We start from the raw sequence: 17651 nt of genomic DNA on the forward strand, positions 1-17651 counted from the left end.
TTTTAGAATAACACAACTGGCAGAAAATACCAATTTCAACAGATGATTCTGCTATAATATTTACTAGTAAAGTTAAGCTAAGGTGGCGGCTATTCCGCAAAGGAGTGGTGCTTATGGTGTTAATGCTGTAATCCCAGATTCCATTGAAAGGAATAGCAATTTGAAACTACTAGCTATTGCTTATCTAATCCATAGTTTCATTGGATTAGTCCGCATAGTCGTAGAACTTGTCAAGTTGAAAAACAAAACAAGAAAATAGTCATCCTTAGCTTGTACAGAGCTAGATGACTATAAGATTTATAAAGAATTCAATAGTCGCTACTTTGGCAACTTTACTAAAGAGTCGGTGTAACCAGCACTGGCTCTTTTTCTATCACTAGAATAACACAACTATAAGAAAATACCAGTTATTTAGTTCTTGGTATAGTAAATATCAACCACTTGATCTTGGTCATTGCTGGTAACTGTTTGTACAGCAACCGTTGCTTGACTAGCAGTGTAGCCACTAATCACTGGTGCCGAAAATTCATCCCAATTGCCCGTACTCCAAGTACCGTAAACCTGATCGCCAGTAACTTGATCAATGTACAGGTTTTGCTTCAAAACAGCAACTTGATCGTAACTCTTGGTCATGCCACTGGGATAATTGACATTAATCGTCCGCAGAATGGTCTTAGTTTGTGAACTAGTTTGAATTTGATGATCAACTGCTACTTGAATAATCTGCTGGCCTGAGCCGTCAATGGTAATCGTGGTTTGCGGTTGTTCCAATAATTCATAACCCTTTGGAGCATGATAATTAAGCGTCAAGACATCACCCACATAACCCGTCAAAGTTTGCGTACCAACTTCTTGACCATCGTCCAAATATTGAATCGTCACTGTTTGTTCAACTGGTGTGTAATAAATATCAACCGTCTGATCAGAATCATACGCATTAATTGTTTGCGCGGGTACTTCAGCTTGACTGGCTTGATAACCTGCAAAAGTTGGCACAGTGTAAGCATCCCATTGATCCTTAGACCAGTCGCCATAATCCACTGTGTCATCATCATTATAATGAACATTGCGCTTCAAAGTGATCGTTTGCGTCTGTGTTTGCAGCCGCCCATCGGGTTGATGGATATTAATCGTGCGTGTTACGGCTTTTTTCTCAACTCGATCAGGTACGAATGGTTCGCTGTCCCAATCATAGGTAGTGATTTGGTCACGATCAGTAGTTTGCGCAAGTTCTTCTGGCGTATATTTAGTTCCTTGCTGGTAACCCTTTGTTGCGACCCAATGTTGTGAGAGCAGAGTTTTATTAGTTCCTGGAATTTTAGTTCCTACTTCAGGGAAACCAGCAAATGAAGATGAATACACGTTTAAAGGAATGTTGGGACCAACTACAATGTGATTCAATGGAATACCATCGAAAATACCATCAATACCCTCCACAACTTCAGGGCATAATATACGCCAATTGCTTAAGTCTAAGCTGTATAATTTATCGTTGTCACCAAACATATTCATCATAATAGTGCCTAAAACATCTGGATTATCAATGGTCAGCTGAAATAATTTGAGATTCTCACAAGACACCATTGTACTAAACATATCATACATATTAGTACCCTGATTAATAACCCAGTTGGACAAATCTAAGTCAATTATGGATGAACAATAGAAAAACATCCCATACGTGCTGGTCACATTAGAAACGTCCCAATTATTAATATCTAAACTCTGTAAATCAAGGTCCCACGCAAACATCCCTCGCATATTGGTTACTTTAGAAGTATCAAATGATGATAAATCAATTGTTTTTAAACTTAAGCATTCATCAAACATACCCATCATGTTAGTCACTTGGGAAGTATCAAAATTACTAATATTTAAATCAACTAAATTAGAACATAAATAAAACATCCCATACATGGTTGTTACTTGGGATGTATCAAAGTTGCTTAAATCTAAAGTGGTTAGATTACGACATCCAACAAACATGCCATACATTGTATTAACTTTAGATGTATTAAAATTGCTGACATCTAAGCGAAGTAAGTCACTATCATTGTAAAACATACCATACATATCAGTTACATTAGACGTATCAAAACTGCTTAAATCTAAATGTTGCAAATTTAGATCGCTAAACATTTCTTTCATCGTCGTTACTTGAGATGTATTGAGTTTACTAGTATTCAAGCTAGTAAACTTGCTGCCAGCAAACATATCACTCATATCTGTAACATTAGATGTATCTAAATTACTTAAATCCAAATTGCCATAAGAACCCCGACCAAACATGCCCCGCATGTTCGTCACATGGCTGGTATTAAAGCGGCTTAAATCTAAATCGGCTGTTAATTGAATATTACGAAACATCCCCTGCGTAGTTGTAACATTAGACATATCTAAATTACTCAAACCCAAAATTCGTTTGACTGGTAAGTACGCAAATAAGAACGAAGAATTTGCATTAGCAACCACTCCGGGATCAAATTGAATCTGTGTTAGCTCATCAATCCACTTAAAGTTTTTATGGAACACATCCGGGTCGCCACCAATGCTTCCATATTCATATTCATCCATTGGATCGTCATTTGTATCTATCCCATTGACATACAAGTTATACCGGTGTCCTTCCCCCAGCGTACCGGCATGAAAAGTCAACGTATAATCGTCACCTTGGTGGACATAATCCCAATTACTGGTGCCCCAAGTTCCTGTTGCAATGACTTCGCTTGTAGTAGCGTCAGGTGTTGGATTAGTCGGCGTCGTTGTCGAAGCAACATTAGTAGTAACATTCACATTATTTGAAGCGCTATCATTAGTTGCCGAATTAACACTTGTTGTAGTTGTCGTAGAACTCGGCTCCACATTATCCGTTGATGCTGGTGCAGGAGTTACACTTGCGTCTGTGGTTGGTGCTTCGTTGTTCGCCCCAACATTATCATCACCAACATTTTGCGCTGAGGTTGTCGGTGTTGTCACCGCCACTGATTGATTAGTCTGGTCTGTGTCCGCAGCCACTTGTTGTGTTACCGCTAAGCCACACACCAAACCTAATAGTGTCCCCGTTGTGGTTAGCCATCGTTTCTTATCCAAAAGAACTCCTCCTCAATTCAAGTGATTTATTTAACAAATTTAATTATATCTTGATAATTTTAAATCACAAGTCATTTTTGATTAAAATTATTCGATACGATCCAATCTATTTGTTACTTTTTGATTAAAAAGCAAATGTTTAATGTTTTTAAAAGTAACAGCATACTGTAACGGATTACTTTACTGAGTAGTTCATTGAATTTCACATTCGAATCAAATTTGACAGATTTTTATTAAATTAAAAACAAATAACAAAAAAATGCAAAATAACTGTAATTCAATTCATTTGATTAATAAAAAAGAAGGAATTATAATGATGGCGCATACTTTTCATACATTATGAAAAATCGACAGCATATTTATTAATGAATTACTTTGAATAATTTCTAGAAATTCAATTGAGGTCGTATTTATGTACAAAATTAAAGTTATTTTATCTACTATTCTCTTTACTGCTATTATCTCCCTAACTCAACTGACACCTGTAAAGGCTGACTTATTGAAGCCGACTACACCAAACGACGAGATAATTGGATCCTACACAAAAAATCCAGCAATTCAAAAAACACCCGATTTTAATCCAAAAGAATTAACTAGAGAGTCTCCCTTATTAAAAGATGGTAGCCAAGATGGTGTAGCTTATCCTAATATGCCAACTTACGATGACATGACAATTGTTCCCGACAGTAACCCCAACCCTGAGAATTCTAAAGACTTAAAATTCTGTCTTGGCGAAGGAAACACGGATACTTATACTGCCTATGTTGATACACCAAGAGCTTTTTTAGAAGCTGTTTATGACTTACAAGCAAGTGGAGCAAGTTCACATAACAGTGTTCCTTACAGTGCCAATTCTGACGGTATTTCACACATCGATAATATAGTAGTAGAAAAAATTTAAATTTAGCAAAACCAGATCCAGGTGAGCCATTAGATGCTTTCGGTTTTCAACCAGGCGCTGACCACGTGAGTTATAATTACACCAGACATTTTAAGCTAACAATTAATGCAAACAACCATTCCATAAATTTTGGTGACCACAGCATATGCATAATGGGACCTGGTGGTTCAGGCGGTACTGTTCCGAAGGGTTATCTATATAAAGAAGACTGGACTTTGTGCAATGCATATCTATACGGAAGTTCTTTCTGGGGTCCTGTAGCTGCTAATACAGGGCTTGCTTCTTTAGCAGATAAAGGGCTTTCAGATGAACAATTATCCGCCGGTTCTAGCCAAGGCGGCGGCGGCTATACAAAAATGACTTATGATAATTTAGATTATATTGGATCTCAGTTACACAACTCCGTAACAGGCGGCGCAAATACTCTTATAACTATTAAAAATCGCGTAAGTTCATCATCTATTGAAAGATATAAATACGGAACTGACTTATACAACACATCAAACAACGCAAATGGTAATCAGCAAATATTTGAAGCTGCTGATATTATATTTGATAAAAACAGCTATTTTACAGGATATACTTATGACAGTACAGGTATTAGATTAGGTTCAAATACTTCTGCAAATATAACCTTAAAAAATAATGCAAAAGTATATATTTATCCGCATGGTAATAATGATATGGAGTGGGCAGGAGATTCGAATTCGATGCCTTATGGGATTACTACTGTCGCAAAAACATCAAATATAGATTTATATGATAATTCAAAGCTTTGTGTAATAGATAACGATGCACCAACAAAAGGACAATATATTTCTAGTAGTTCTGATAAATTAAGACACGTAACTAGCAACATAGGAGGTGGATTATATCTATCTGGAACTACCAATATCAACTACCACAAAAAACACAGCACTAGTGATTCTCCTACTATTAGTATACAAAGTAATGATCAAAACAATATGTATTACGATGATCCAGACGCAGATCACCCTTATGGTAAAGAAGATGACAGCAAAAATCTATTAGAAAAAGACTCTATTGGTGCTAGTTCAGTAACTGCTCCGACAGAGCAAAGCACTGCAGATACAGCAGATACTGATTACAATCAAGACTACAGTAAATACGTTAATTACTTATATAGCAATGATTGCCCATACCAACAATCTAATGATAAAGTCGGCAACACTTTCTTATCTTGGGGAAAAAACCTTCCTTTAGTTGATTTTGCTGGTGGTGGACAAGCTACACTAGAAGATGGAACTTTTGAAATTGAAGCCGATAACCTCGGAGCTTTTAATGGCAATATCATGCATATTGGTCCCATGAAAGTTGTTATCAAAAAAGATGGTATTTTTAATTTACAAGCACTAGGTACTACCAACCAGCCAATGACCTTATTAGGAGCAGATAATGGCTTAAGCTTGGATATTTCTAATCCAGAAAAAGTCGCACTAGATGCTGGATCTAATAACAATCCCGATACACATATTGTAAACGTCAACGGTGGTAGTAATACTGTTGAGGGTGGAAACGTTGACGTTAAGAACACGACCTTTAGTGCTGATGGTAATATTTCAACTATTAAGGGACCAGCAGGCAATTTAGGTACTGATATCAGTAAAATTAGTGCTAATGATATTGAACATTTAACTGATTTAGGTGTCATGAACAGTAGTGGCGATATTAATTTAGATAATATTCCTTTACAAAGAATTGACGTACCTTTCACATACTACGCTATCCCTGCTAATCTTTTTCAATCTGGTAGTAACGCTGTTTACGCCCGCAATCAAACAACCGGCAATAGTGACTTGGATAAGTTAAATAGTGCGTTAACTGCTATGGCAGGTAAGGAATTTCATAAAATTCAATTTGGCAAATTGGACAGTCCCCTAATTAACAACAACACAAGCTATATCATCCCCGATCACAAGACTAAAGATAAAGATGATTCTCTGATCACCGGTTCCATCAAACACTTTGATGGTGATACGCCGTTCACGCCTGCTACACCTTTAATCAGTTTAAAGGTTAAGCGCGCTGATGGCACCATTTACGATTTAGGTACCGTAACTAATGCTGATCAAGCTTACGGTATTCCGTCTACCAATAAGTTTTCAATTGTTAGCCCGAACATTTTAGGAGTTGATAGTAAAGGCAATCAAACTGGTGTCACGGATACCTTAGGAGCTTTTACCGATACTGCACCTCAATATCTAGCTACCAATACCGCCGCCGACACTTCTAAGCCGTTAACCATTACCCAAACGGATGATGGTAGCGACTCCAATAGCTCTACTTTTGATTACAGTATTGACCTCAAAAAAGCTATCGCTACCTATGATGACCAAAATCCTACTAATAAATTGCCACCATTAAAGTCCAACGATGAGATTCAAGTAGACGCTGTTACTAACTTCCAGAGTACGCCGTTGCAAAACATTAAGATCACCAACTTATTCCTAAATACTACTAAAAATATTGACCAATATTTATTAGGGGAAGATGTTCATGTCCCTGTCACTTACTTTGATGGTGACAGTGATGCTAAAAACGTCGCTCTTTCTGGAAGTGTGACTGATAATGGTGCTTCACAAACGTGTAGCGGCTCATTACCGTTTGCCGACACCTATGATCATAAAGCAGAAGCTACTAACAAGTGGAATATCTCCGGAATCACTAAAACTGTTGATACTACTAGCACAGACAGTTCAACAGATACTCATCACACACTAACCTTTAGTGGTCACGATGATACGGATCCTGCTAACGCTTATCCAATGACAGGCATTGATCAACCATTAACTTATAATTATCAAGTTTTGCCTTATCCAAAGTATGACGGCAAAAAATATTTAACGAAGGTTAATCACGATGGCAAAACTATTGATAAGGGGAGCAATACTTTAGAGACCAACTTTACACCAGTTGGTCATCACGATTTGAGTAACGTCCAATTTATCATTGGCGCACTCAATGGTGCTAGTGCTGATGCCCCGGCCAAATCAAATGGTAGTTTGAGTATTACTGCCACTACGCCTGCTGGTCAAAGTGGTACTTATCGCCCTACTACTGTGCCTGACGGCAACACCTATAATCTAACTGGTACCGACTTTGGCTTTGGCTCCACTACTTTGCCCGCAGACACGACCTTCACGATTAAGCAACCAGTTACTTTCCCTAATGACAGCGGCTCTTTTACACCAAGTATTGATTACATGAACTCGAAGAGCACCGATGGCACTTATATTCAGTTAGCTGAATCTGCCCACAGTGATTATGGTATCGGGCTGCCGGATCTTAGTTTAACCGTCCCTCAGCAATTAGACTATTCCGCAATTTTAAAGGGTGAAGAACAAAAAATCTTTCCTAAAAAGCTTGCTGACACTGATCCACAAGTTACTCTAACCAATAACTATGTCGCTCCTTTGAATGTTCAATTGACGGCGCAAGTTAATGCCAAAAATTCAACAATTCGAGACTTGTTCTACTTCCAAGAAGCACCAACTACTGCCGACAGTACTACGAATGCAGCGCTAGCAGCACCAGTAACCGTCTTAGATCAACAATTCCCCAGTCAGCAAACACAAAAATTAACTTTATCAACTGATAAACAAGCCGCTAGTCCGAATATTGGGCCCTATTTGCAGATAGATAAAGACGACAGTAGCCTTAAAGCTTTAGCAAAAGAGCCCCAATCGGCTAGCATCACCTGGACTGCTACCAACAGTCTCGTTAATTAACGTCCTTCCCCGAACAATGTAATTCAGATAGAACACAAAAAAGCCAACTAGAAAATTCTAGTTGGCTTTTTTATTCATTAATAATAATTTGTACCAGTCTATCACTTAGGCAACCCTTACCTAAAGTAAGTTTAGGCTGTAACAAACCCTTTTTATTTTATCTAACTATCTGAGGGAATGCAATTCTTAATTTAATCTTTTGCTTAGTCTAAATTAATTTTAATCATAAAAAATAATTTTTTGAACTGCTTTTTGGAAAATAGTCTATAAAATCTGGCTTCGCTTACAAAATCAATTTTTGCTTAACATCGTGAAATATTTTACCACAAATACTCATTTTATTATTTTACTTAATTTTATTTACTAGATTACTTGCCTAGCAGTAGATATAGGTTTATAATACCTTAGCTTTCCAGATTAATTAATGCAATATTTTTAATCAAAAAATATTTTTCCTAATCATAATGTAATAAAAATAGGTGAGATAAGATAAATGACCAAAAAAATCAATTTTATATTCTATTTATTATTCATAGTCTTTATTAGTAGCAATTTCTCAACTAAAGTTAAAGCTGATCTACTAAAACCACAAACAGGCGCCGATGCACAACTAATCAGTGCTGTTAACCAACAGACTCCTAACACCCAAACTACTAGTCCATTACAAGCATCCCCTTTACTGGATAATCCCGCCCGCTCGGGCAGCGCTTATCCGGATATGCCCCAGTATTCTGATATGGATGAAATTATCTACGACGGCACAAACCCCGATGTCGGCAATACTTATACCGTATATGTTTCGACACCCAAAGCTTTTTTAGAAGCCGTCTATGATGATCAAGCTCCAGGTGGCGTTTCACATATTGACCACATTATTTTAAAAAATAATCTGGATTTATCTAATGCCGGTGTGTATGGCTTTAGCGGTGGTGGCTATAGTTACGACTTCACGCGCCATTTCAAACTAACCATTGACGGTGCAGGCTATACGCTCAATTTTGGTTACAATAGCATTGCGCTAAAGGGTAATAACGCGGGCTTAGTGACCAGCAACTTATATAAAGAAGACTGGACTTTAAAAGATGTTAATTTGTTTAGCTCTTCATACTGGGGACCCATTGCAGGTAATTCCGGTAATTCACAAAATGTTGATTTAACCGATAACGCGGCGATTCAAGCCGCTGGCGGTTACACCCAAATCACTTATGATAATGTCAATTACGTGGGTTCACAAACCCATAACTCACTGAATGGCGTCGGCACGACTGCAATTATCATTAAGAATCGGGTTAGTTTGTCCTCCGTTCAAAAATATAAGTACCACGATAAAGTCTACACAACTGACTCCGACGGTAACCAACAAATCTTCGAAGCTTCGCGGATTACTTTTGATAAAAACAGCCATTTCTCCGGCTATACCTATAATGGCAACGGGATTGAGTTAACAGGGCCCAAAAACAGCGTGGTCTTAAAAGATGGTGCCCAAGTTTACCTCTACCCCCACGGCCAATCAGGTGAAAATAGCGGTTTTGGCTATGTGGAAAATCATAATTACGCCTTAGTGATGCACCCATCAGACTCTAATGCCACTTCTGATATTGACCTTTACGGTAATTCGCAATTAAATATTATTTCTAACGATGCTCCCGCCAAAGGCCAGTACTCTGACGGCACCAATGCACTGCGCAGTACGACTAACTTAGCCGGCGCTATTTATGTTTCTGGAACCAGCAGTATTCACTTCCACAAAGAAGCCAGTGGCTCTCCCATTATTCGCCTGCAAAGTAATGACCAAAGTACCATGGATTACCAAACAGATGCCAACAATTTATTAGATGACCAAGGCAATATCAAGGATACCTCCGCGCAAGCCGTCGGCGATCCCGCTAGTTACGCTTCTAATCACGGTGCCGACTACGGCAAATATATTACGCCTGATAGCCCCAATGCCAAAAGTACGCTCAATCACAGTCTCCCCTTAGTCGATCTCAACGGCGGAAATATCACATTAGATCACGGGACTTTTGATGTGCAGTCTAATAACTTACACGACTTTGGCGGTAGTGGTACTACCCTAAATCCCCGATTTGGTAATTTAATGCGAATTGGTTCCAAAATGAACATTACCATCAAAAAAGATGGCGTTTTTAAATTACACGAAACCGGCACCAAACAAACAAGCAATAGTATGAATTTATTAGATACGGATGCGGGCTTAAATTTGAATATTTATAACCCTAAGGAAATCATGCTAGATTTAGGTAACAACGATAACGACAATGCTCATATCGTCAACGTTGAAGGTGGTAATGACAGCAGTGCGGGCGGTGACGTTATCGTCCAAAACACGACTTTTAGCGCCCAAGGTAATCCTTCACCAATCACTGGACCATCGCAGTCTTTAGGAACTGCTAATTACCCCGAACTGACCCTCGATAAAGTTCCAGTCCAAAGAATCGATGTCCCGTTTGCTTATTGGGCTATTCCCGCCACCTTATTCCAATCTGGTAACAAACAAATTTATGCTAAACAAGCGGATTTAATGCAACTAAATCAAGGGTTAAGCATTATGCACGGCAAAGAGTTTCACAAAATCGTCTTTGGCAAGCTCGGGAGTCCGACCATCACCAATCACACCGCGCAAATCATCCCTCACCAAGATGCCAGTGAAGACATGCATATCAAAGGCAGCGTCCAACCCTACAGCGATGATACCCAAGAAAGTTTTAACCCCACTCCACCTTTAATGCACCTGGTACTCAATCGCTTAGGTCAACAATATGACTTAGGGACAGTGACCAACTCCCAGCAAGCCTATGGAATCAAAAATGCTAATACAATTTTGCCGGTTACCCCCGGAATGTTGCTGGCCGACGATCAAGGCGTGCAAGATGGGGTGGCTGATCCGGATAACCTCGGTTCCTTAGTTGATAGTGTTGATGCTATGCCGCAATACGTTGCCGACACTGCCATTAAGTGGACCCCTGATGCAAAAGACTCGACCGTGCAAAATTACGATATTGATTTACAAAAAGTGTTAGCTAATTACAATACGCTGCACCCCACAGCTCATTTAGAATTTAATTCCAGTGATACTTTGCAGTTAAGTGCGGTATCGAATTTTCAAGAAACGCCTAAGCAAACCATCGGGGTTACCAACCTTTCTTTAGGAATCCCCGATAAAGTGGATCAATATTTAATTGGTGATACGGTTAAAGTTCCCCTGACTTATTTTGATGGTGATACAACTGCTAATAACATTAGTATTACGGGTCAGGTAAATGACGGTCGCAACGTTGATTTACAAAAGCACATTGCAATCACTTCGCACAAGGAACCCATCAAAGATTCTTCTTGGCAAATTGATAACATCACTAACCAAGCCGATAGCGATACCTCGACTCACCAACTACAGTTCCGCGGTCAAGATGATGCCAGTCCTACGAACGATTATCCACTCAAAAAAGAAGACCAGGCCACTTATCAATACAAAGTCTTGCCGTTTCCTAAGTACTCAGTTACCAAAACTGTGAAAAAGATTAACAAGGGACAAAATACTATCAGTCGGGGCGCTAATCATTTGCAAACCACTTTTAAACCGGTGGGGCAACATGCTTTAGACACGGTTCAATTTAAGCTAGGTAGTTTAACTTCTAATTCTACGGTAGCAACAACTAGTCCGCAACTGACATTTACTGCGAAGACTCCTGATGACCAAAAATCCATCCAAGTAGCGACGAATTCCAAAGATACCTATACCTTAACGGGCAAGGATTTTGGCTTTAGTGACGGTCAAATTCCGGCTAACACCACTTTTACAGTGGAACAACCACTGCAAGTTGTCGGTAAGAACAATAGTCGTTTAACTGGTCACAGTGATCAATTACTGGCGGTTGCCGCAGACAAAAGCACTCATTTCTTAGGCCAGAGTAAAATCCTCAATTATTTAATTACTGAACCAGATATTGAATTAGATGTTCCTCAGCAACTAGGTTTTAGTATGATTTTAAAGCACCAAAACCAAACGATTTTTTCTAACACGCCTAGTGCTACTGCCAAATTAACAAATCACACTAAAAATGCCACTAACGTTTCTCTCTTAGCCAGTTTCAGCGGTAATAAAATTTTGACACCCTTAATTTATTATCAAACCACAAAGAGTGCCGCCGCTTTAGCTGATCCTGCAACAATTTTCACTGGCACACTCACTGCCAATCAAAAAAAGGACATTCAACTTAATCCTTCCGCTGCTACTAAGCAAGGACTTGCTTTAAAGATACCAGCCAATGACACTGCATTAAAACCTGGATCTCAGGGCGGTACGTTGACTTGGACAGTGCAAAACAGCTTAAAATAAATAGTTGAATTTTAACTAGACCAACTGCCAAGCTAATATTATTGTCTGCTATTACCCAAAATAATATGTAATGTGTTACAATTAATAACGAAAAAGGGACTGGTGCTAGTACACCAATCCCTGAACGATCCGCTTTAAAGGCGGTGACTAGTTATTTAGACAATTTTAAATCGCCCTATAACTTGCCAAAGTTACTGTAGGACGGTTTTTTATTACTTTTTGTTCATGATTGTGGCAACTAATGTGCCAAAAGCAATCATCAACACCAATACCTGATAGGTATTCAAGTAAGACTGGATATCCTTTCTGTTGATTCTTCCGTATTCTCATACGCAAGCACCTCCTTGAGAACAAACAGTCACCGCCCATAAAACTTATCGCATTAACTATTGTAGCATATCGATTAGCGTGAACCACTTCTTAATTTTAGAAAATGATTTTTCCCGAATAATATGTTATTATAATATTGAAAAAGGGATCAGTGCTCCAAACACTAATCCCTCAGCGATCCGCTTTAAAGGCGGTGACTAAATTATAGAATTTATTTGATCGTCCTATAACTCGCCAAAGTTATTAGTAGGACGATTTTTTGTTACTTTTTGTTGTTCATGATTGTGGCAACTAGTGTGCCAAAAGCAATCATCAACATTAATACCTGATAGGTATTCAAGTAAGACTGTGCATCCTTTCTGTTGATTCTTCCGTATTCTCATACGCAAGCACCTCCTTGAGAACAAACAGTCATCGTCCATAAAACTTATCGCACTAACTATTGTAGCATATTACTGAGATTAAATTATTTATCAATTAAAAAATGATTTTTGCTAAAGAATATGTTATATTGGTAATGAAAAAGGGATTAGTGCTGGTACACCAATCCCTTAGATAAGGTTGCTAAGACAGCAGCTACTAAATTTTGGTAAATTTAATAATCGCTAGCCTTGCACGGCTAAGGCGATTATTTTTTTGTCTTGTTTTTCAACTTGACAATTTCTACAACCGTACGTACTCCGTTAACAAAACTGTTAACTAAATACGCAATGGCTAGTAGTTTCAATCGGCTACTCCCTTCCTTAGAATTGTGTTTACAGTTATTACACCATAAGCACCACCCCATTTCTGGAATAGCCACCGCCTTAGCATTTACTTTATCTGAAACCATTTTAACATATTGCTTAATCTCTTTTCATTATAGCCAAAAAATCCAGCTCCAAATCCGCTAAAAATTTGAATCTGGATTACAATTTCAGATTTTTCTATTGCTAAATCCCTAAGGGTATAAAAACATTATAGCATGTGTTATCATTGATACTGAAAAAGGAATCAGTGCTGTCACACCAATCTCTTAACGACCCGCTTTAAAGGCGGTGACTAGATAACGAACGACTTTAAACCGTCCTATAACTTGCCAAAGTTAGAGTAGGACGATTTTTTATTACTTTTTGTTCATGATTGCGGCAACTAGTGTGCCAAAAGCAACCATCAACATTAATACCTGATAGGTATTCAAGTAAGACTGTGTATCCTTTCCGTTGATTCTTCCGTATTCTCATACGCAAGCACCTCCTCAAGAACAAACAGTCACCGCCCATAAAACTTATCGCATTAATTATTTTAGCATATCGATTAGCGTGAACCACTTATTAATTTTAGAAAATGATTTTTCCCGAATAATATGTTATATTGGTAATGAAAAAGGACTGGTGCTGGTACACCAATCCCTCAGCGATCCGCTTTAAAGGCGGTGACAAATTGTTAAAAGACTACAATCGTCCCTAACTCGTCAAAGTTAACATGGGACGGTTTTTTATTACTTTTTGTGGTTCATGATTGTGGCAACTAGTGTGCCAAAAGCAATCATTAACATTAATACCTGATAGGCATTCAAGTAAGACTGGATATCCTTTCCGTTGATTCTTCCGTATTCTCATACGCAAGCACCTCCTTGAGAACAAACAGTCGCCGCCCATAAAACTTATCGCATTAACTATTTTAGCATATTACTCAAACTGCATGACTTTTCAATTTTAAAAAATGATTTTTGCTAAAGAATATGTTATATTGGTAATGAAAAAGGGACTAGTGCTGATACACTAATCCCTTAGCGATCCGCTTTAAAGGCGGTGACAATTGTTATAAAACTATTTTAAATCGTCCTATAACCTGTCAAAGTTAACATGGGACGGTTTTTTATTACTTTTTGTGGTTCATGATTGTGGCAACTAATGTGCCAAAGGCAATCATCAACGTCAATACCTGATAGGTATTCAAGTAAGACTGGATATCCTTTCTGTTGATTCTTCCGTATTCTCATACGCAAGCACCCCCTCGAGAACAAACAGTCACCGCCCATAAAACTTATCGCACTAACTATTGTAGCATATTACTTAAACTGCATGACTTTTCAATTTTGAAAAATGATTTTTGCCAAAAATGTATTGAAAAAGGGACTGGTGCTAGTACACCAATCCCTGAACGATCCGCTTTAAAGGCGGTGACTACGTTATTAAGACATTTTTAATCGCCCTATAACTTGCCAAAGTTAGAGTAGGACGATTTTTTGTTGTTCATATCAAAAGCTCCAATGACTTTTGGTTTATTTGAAATGCAATTACCAACAATCATTTTTAATTCATCAACGAATTAGTGATTGACCACGTCAATTGTCCCTGATATTGACCACTTTGAAGGTTAAGCAAAGCCGTGCGCAAATCTAACATCAATCCAGCTACTTGTTGCCCATTAGCAGACCACCAAGCTTTTGAAATATCTGTCGTGTCAATCTTCGGCGTCTGAATAGTATCAACAGTCGCTGTTTTACTATCTACCAAAGTATCATTGGTACCTACTGTTTCTAAAGCGCCATTACTTCTTTGCTGATATTTCAAAACATTACTCAACAAATCGTCATTATGATTCGTCAATGGTTCTGATAACCTAACTAATAATTGCCAATTAGGCTTTTGGGTAGTGTCCACCACTTGCAAGTTTTGGTTGGATGAACTCTCAGGCAAATGGTTTAATTGTCTACTTTGTGAAATAATCTTAGTGCCAAAATCTAAATTATTAGGAACACCTTGCAGCATTAGGCTACCGACCTCGGTATATACTATCTTGACTTCAACAGGATTAGCACTTGGTTTGGAACCATCAGCATTCGCGACTGATTGATAGGTCACTGAAGCAGGGCGTGTTTTTAAATGATAACGATGATATTTGGTATAAATATCGTCCGGATAATTAGTCGTATCTTGGGCAAGATTCAAAGTCTCGCCTACCGAACCATAATAAGAAGCCGCGGGTCGGTTGCCGGTTTCCTCAGCGTTAGGTAACGGATTACCATTTTGGTCAACCGTATCCACCGTAATTTTACTATTTTCTCTAATTGTCAACTGCGCCGTGGTAACTCGGGGATTAATCGTCGTAAATTGGCCACCACTATCAACCCCATATAGGTAGATTTGATGTCCACCTTGTTTCGGTATAGCTAATGTCTTGAGATCAGAATCAACTTTAATTTGAGCTGGGTAAGTGGTATTAATCGGAGCCGAACTAGTGCCCGAGAAAGCTGTTAGTTGCTGACACTTTTTGATATCTGTTAAATTAACCAACTGCTTATCAATAGAGTAATACAGTGCCACGGTCGTACTATCAGGATCTTGAACTCGAACATCAAACTCAAATGGCGGTAATTGGTTACTATTCCAATCTTGCGCATAGGTGTAACTGGTTTGAGTCGGTGTTAATGTTGGCGCAGTGTTGGCCCACTTTCTTTGCCAGACTAATGTTTCGGGCAGAATATGATTGGTTGCTAAATGACTATTTAAACTATCACTGTTCGAATAAATGGTACCTGCCGGGGCAATATCACTGCCGCCAGCAACGCTTTGCCAACCACCTACATTTTCATATTGGTAACCATTGTAAGTTGAGATTTGTCCTGCTTGGGGCATTGCTAAATCCGGCGAATTCGTAAACTTGGTATCCGTACCTAATTGTAGTTTCCACAGTTTCAAATCCAAAGTGAACATTTGAGTCATGCCGGTCAAATGAGCAGTGTTAAAGGAACTTAAATTCAAAGTTTGCAAATTAGAACACCCGTAAAACATGTAAGACATATCAGCGACTTTGTTAGTGTCAAAGGTGCTTAAATCCAAAGTTGGTAAGTTATAACAGCCATAAAACATATACGACATATTAGTAGCTGATGAAGTTTTAATTTGACTAACATCCAAACTGGTCAAATGACTGCACTGATTAAACATTGACTTCATTAACGTTACATTACTCGTATCAAATCCCGCACCGAAGGTGATTTTTGACAAGTTGGAACACCCATAAAGCAGCCATCCCATATCAGTCACTTTACTAGTTTGAAAAGAACTTAAATCTAAATTACTTAAGCTGGAACAGCCGTAAAACATTGCTTCCATATTAGTAACTTTGCTTGTAGCAAACTTCTGACCAAAATCAATCTCCGGTAGCTTAGTACAATTATAAAACATGTAGCTCAGATTAATTACTTGACTCGTGTCAAAGTTATTACCAAAATTAATATGCGTTAAGCTGGAACAGTTATCAAACATATAACCGATGTCATGATTATTACTGGTATTAAAACTGCTCAGATCAATATCCGTCAAACTTGCACAATCGAAAAACAAGCTGCGCATTCCTTCTATATTATTAACATTCACAGTCTTAAAATTACTTAAATCAACTTTCTTTAATGAAGTACAACTTCGAAATAAATTTCCCATCATAGTAGCTTGACTTGTATCCAAGTTTGTTAAGCCAACAATCTGCTGTAAATTAGTTAAATTAGCAAATAAATAAGAACAATCACTATTTGTTTTCACGCCGGGGGCAATCTTGACAGTGGTAATCTGATCGCGATAAGAAATCCAAGGACCGCAACGATTCCGGTAAGTGCCATTAGGATCTTCACCAGGCATTGTATTGTTCACGGTTCCTATAGTTCCAGCATTAATATTTAAAATCGTATTGTTATCAGATAAATACCAATAACAACTGCCCAACGTACCCGAAGTAACCGCAGTTGTTGGATCAGCTTGAACATTAATGACATTGTTCAACGTTGGAGCCGGTGCAGGGGACCGAGTTAAATTCTGCGGTACAGATAATAAATGCAGCACTGGCTGCGTGGTTATAGTTGTTGAACTCTTAGTATTACTTTGCTGTTGAATATTGCGAGATGTAGCTGCTTGTCCCCGCTGAGAAGTCGCTAATACGACCGTGTGCTGCGAGCATGCCCAGCTCATCATGAATAACAGCAACGCAGTTATGAGCACTAACTTGCCAGATTTAAACATTTCCTGCACCACCCTTCTCACGTTAATCGGCCCCGTTCAGGATTGATTATTTTTACTTAAACAGTGTTTAATCCAAAGTTGCCATCAAATACTTTTAAGTCTCATCATTAATAACAGTCAGATAATATTTAATTCTTTTAAATGTTGTTTTTATCTTTTACTCTAAAATAATTAATCAAATTATATATTTATTCACTCGTAAAAACTGAATAATACATAAT

10 protein-coding genes are annotated in these 17651 nt (G+C 38.3%); 3 read left to right on the plus strand and 7 right to left on the minus strand.

Going from position 1 to position 17651, the window contains the following annotated elements:
* Positions 1–411: 411 nt before the first annotated feature.
* Positions 412–3090 (minus strand): BspA family leucine-rich repeat surface protein, encoded by a 2679-nt coding sequence (locus AC3B5B_RS03225; protein ID WP_489769280.1) that lies wholly within the window; start codon positions 3088–3090, stop codon positions 412–414.
* Between the two features lie 412 nt (positions 3091–3502).
* Between AC3B5B_RS03225 and AC3B5B_RS03230 the strand changes: the two genes are divergently transcribed.
* The 3 genes from AC3B5B_RS03230 to AC3B5B_RS03240 all read left to right on the plus strand — a co-directional run bounded on the left by AC3B5B_RS03230 (position 3503) and on the right by AC3B5B_RS03240 (position 12097).
* Entirely contained in the window at positions 3503–3991 is a 489-nt protein-coding gene (locus tag AC3B5B_RS03230) for a hypothetical protein (RefSeq protein WP_489769281.1), read from the plus strand.
* Between the two features lie 152 nt (positions 3992–4143).
* Positions 4144–7740 (plus strand): hypothetical protein, encoded by a 3597-nt coding sequence (locus AC3B5B_RS03235; RefSeq protein WP_489769282.1) that lies wholly within the window; start codon positions 4144–4146, stop codon positions 7738–7740.
* A 493-nt stretch (positions 7741–8233) separates the two neighbouring features.
* Positions 8234–12097 carry a pectate lyase-like adhesive domain-containing protein gene (locus AC3B5B_RS03240; RefSeq protein ID WP_489769283.1) on the plus strand — a complete coding sequence of 1288 codons (3864 nt, stop codon included), beginning with the start codon at positions 8234–8236 and terminating at the stop codon, positions 12095–12097.
* 165 nt (positions 12098–12262) lie between these two features.
* Here the strand turns inward: AC3B5B_RS03240 and AC3B5B_RS03245 are convergent, their stop codons facing one another.
* The 6 genes from AC3B5B_RS03245 to AC3B5B_RS03270 all read right to left on the minus strand — a co-directional run bounded on the left by AC3B5B_RS03245 (position 12263) and on the right by AC3B5B_RS03270 (position 17430).
* Positions 12263–12427, minus strand: a complete 165-nt coding sequence (locus AC3B5B_RS03245) for a hypothetical protein (RefSeq protein ID WP_489769284.1) — start codon at positions 12425–12427, stop codon at positions 12263–12265.
* Between the two features lie 224 nt (positions 12428–12651).
* Entirely contained in the window at positions 12652–12810 is a 159-nt protein-coding gene (locus AC3B5B_RS03250; RefSeq protein WP_489769285.1) for a hypothetical protein, read from the minus strand.
* A 675-nt stretch (positions 12811–13485) separates the two neighbouring features.
* Positions 13486–13650 carry a hypothetical protein gene (locus tag AC3B5B_RS03255; RefSeq protein WP_489769286.1) on the minus strand — a complete coding sequence of 55 codons (165 nt, stop codon included), beginning with the start codon at positions 13648–13650 and terminating at the stop codon, positions 13486–13488.
* 222 nt (positions 13651–13872) lie between these two features.
* Positions 13873–14028 (minus strand): hypothetical protein, encoded by a 156-nt coding sequence (locus AC3B5B_RS03260; RefSeq protein ID WP_489769287.1) that lies wholly within the window; start codon positions 14026–14028, stop codon positions 13873–13875.
* A gap of 215 nt (positions 14029–14243) precedes the next feature.
* Entirely contained in the window at positions 14244–14411 is a 168-nt protein-coding gene (locus AC3B5B_RS03265; protein ID WP_489769288.1) for a hypothetical protein, read from the minus strand.
* Between the two features lie 313 nt (positions 14412–14724).
* Positions 14725–17430 (minus strand): BspA family leucine-rich repeat surface protein, encoded by a 2706-nt coding sequence (locus AC3B5B_RS03270; protein ID WP_489769289.1) that lies wholly within the window; start codon positions 17428–17430, stop codon positions 14725–14727.
* Positions 17431–17651 lie beyond the last annotated feature (221 nt).

The organism is Bombilactobacillus sp. ESL1187 (assembly GCF_058107155.1).

Excerpts from the sequence above, each read along its gene's own strand:
- AC3B5B_RS03235 (WP_489769282.1), top strand. The coding sequence starts at position 4,144 with ATGGGACCTGGTGGTTCAGGCGGTACTGTTCCGAAGGGTTATCTATAT.
- AC3B5B_RS03270 (WP_489769289.1), bottom strand. The coding sequence starts at position 17,430 with ATGTTTAAATCTGGCAAGTTAGTGCTCATAACTGCGTTGCTGTTATTC.
- AC3B5B_RS03240 (WP_489769283.1), top strand. The coding sequence starts at position 8,234 with ATGACCAAAAAAATCAATTTTATATTCTATTTATTATTCATAGTCTTT.
- AC3B5B_RS03255 (WP_489769286.1), bottom strand. The coding sequence starts at position 13,650 with ATGAGAATACGGAAGAATCAACGGAAAGGATACACAGTCTTACTTGAA.
- AC3B5B_RS03250 (WP_489769285.1), bottom strand. The coding sequence starts at position 12,810 with ATGAGAATACGGAAGAATCAACAGAAAGGATGCACAGTCTTACTTGAA.
- AC3B5B_RS03265 (WP_489769288.1), bottom strand. The coding sequence starts at position 14,411 with ATGAGAATACGGAAGAATCAACAGAAAGGATATCCAGTCTTACTTGAA.
- AC3B5B_RS03260 (WP_489769287.1), bottom strand. The coding sequence starts at position 14,028 with ATGAGAATACGGAAGAATCAACGGAAAGGATATCCAGTCTTACTTGAA.
- AC3B5B_RS03245 (WP_489769284.1), bottom strand. The coding sequence starts at position 12,427 with ATGAGAATACGGAAGAATCAACAGAAAGGATATCCAGTCTTACTTGAA.
- AC3B5B_RS03230 (WP_489769281.1), top strand. The coding sequence starts at position 3,503 with ATGTACAAAATTAAAGTTATTTTATCTACTATTCTCTTTACTGCTATT.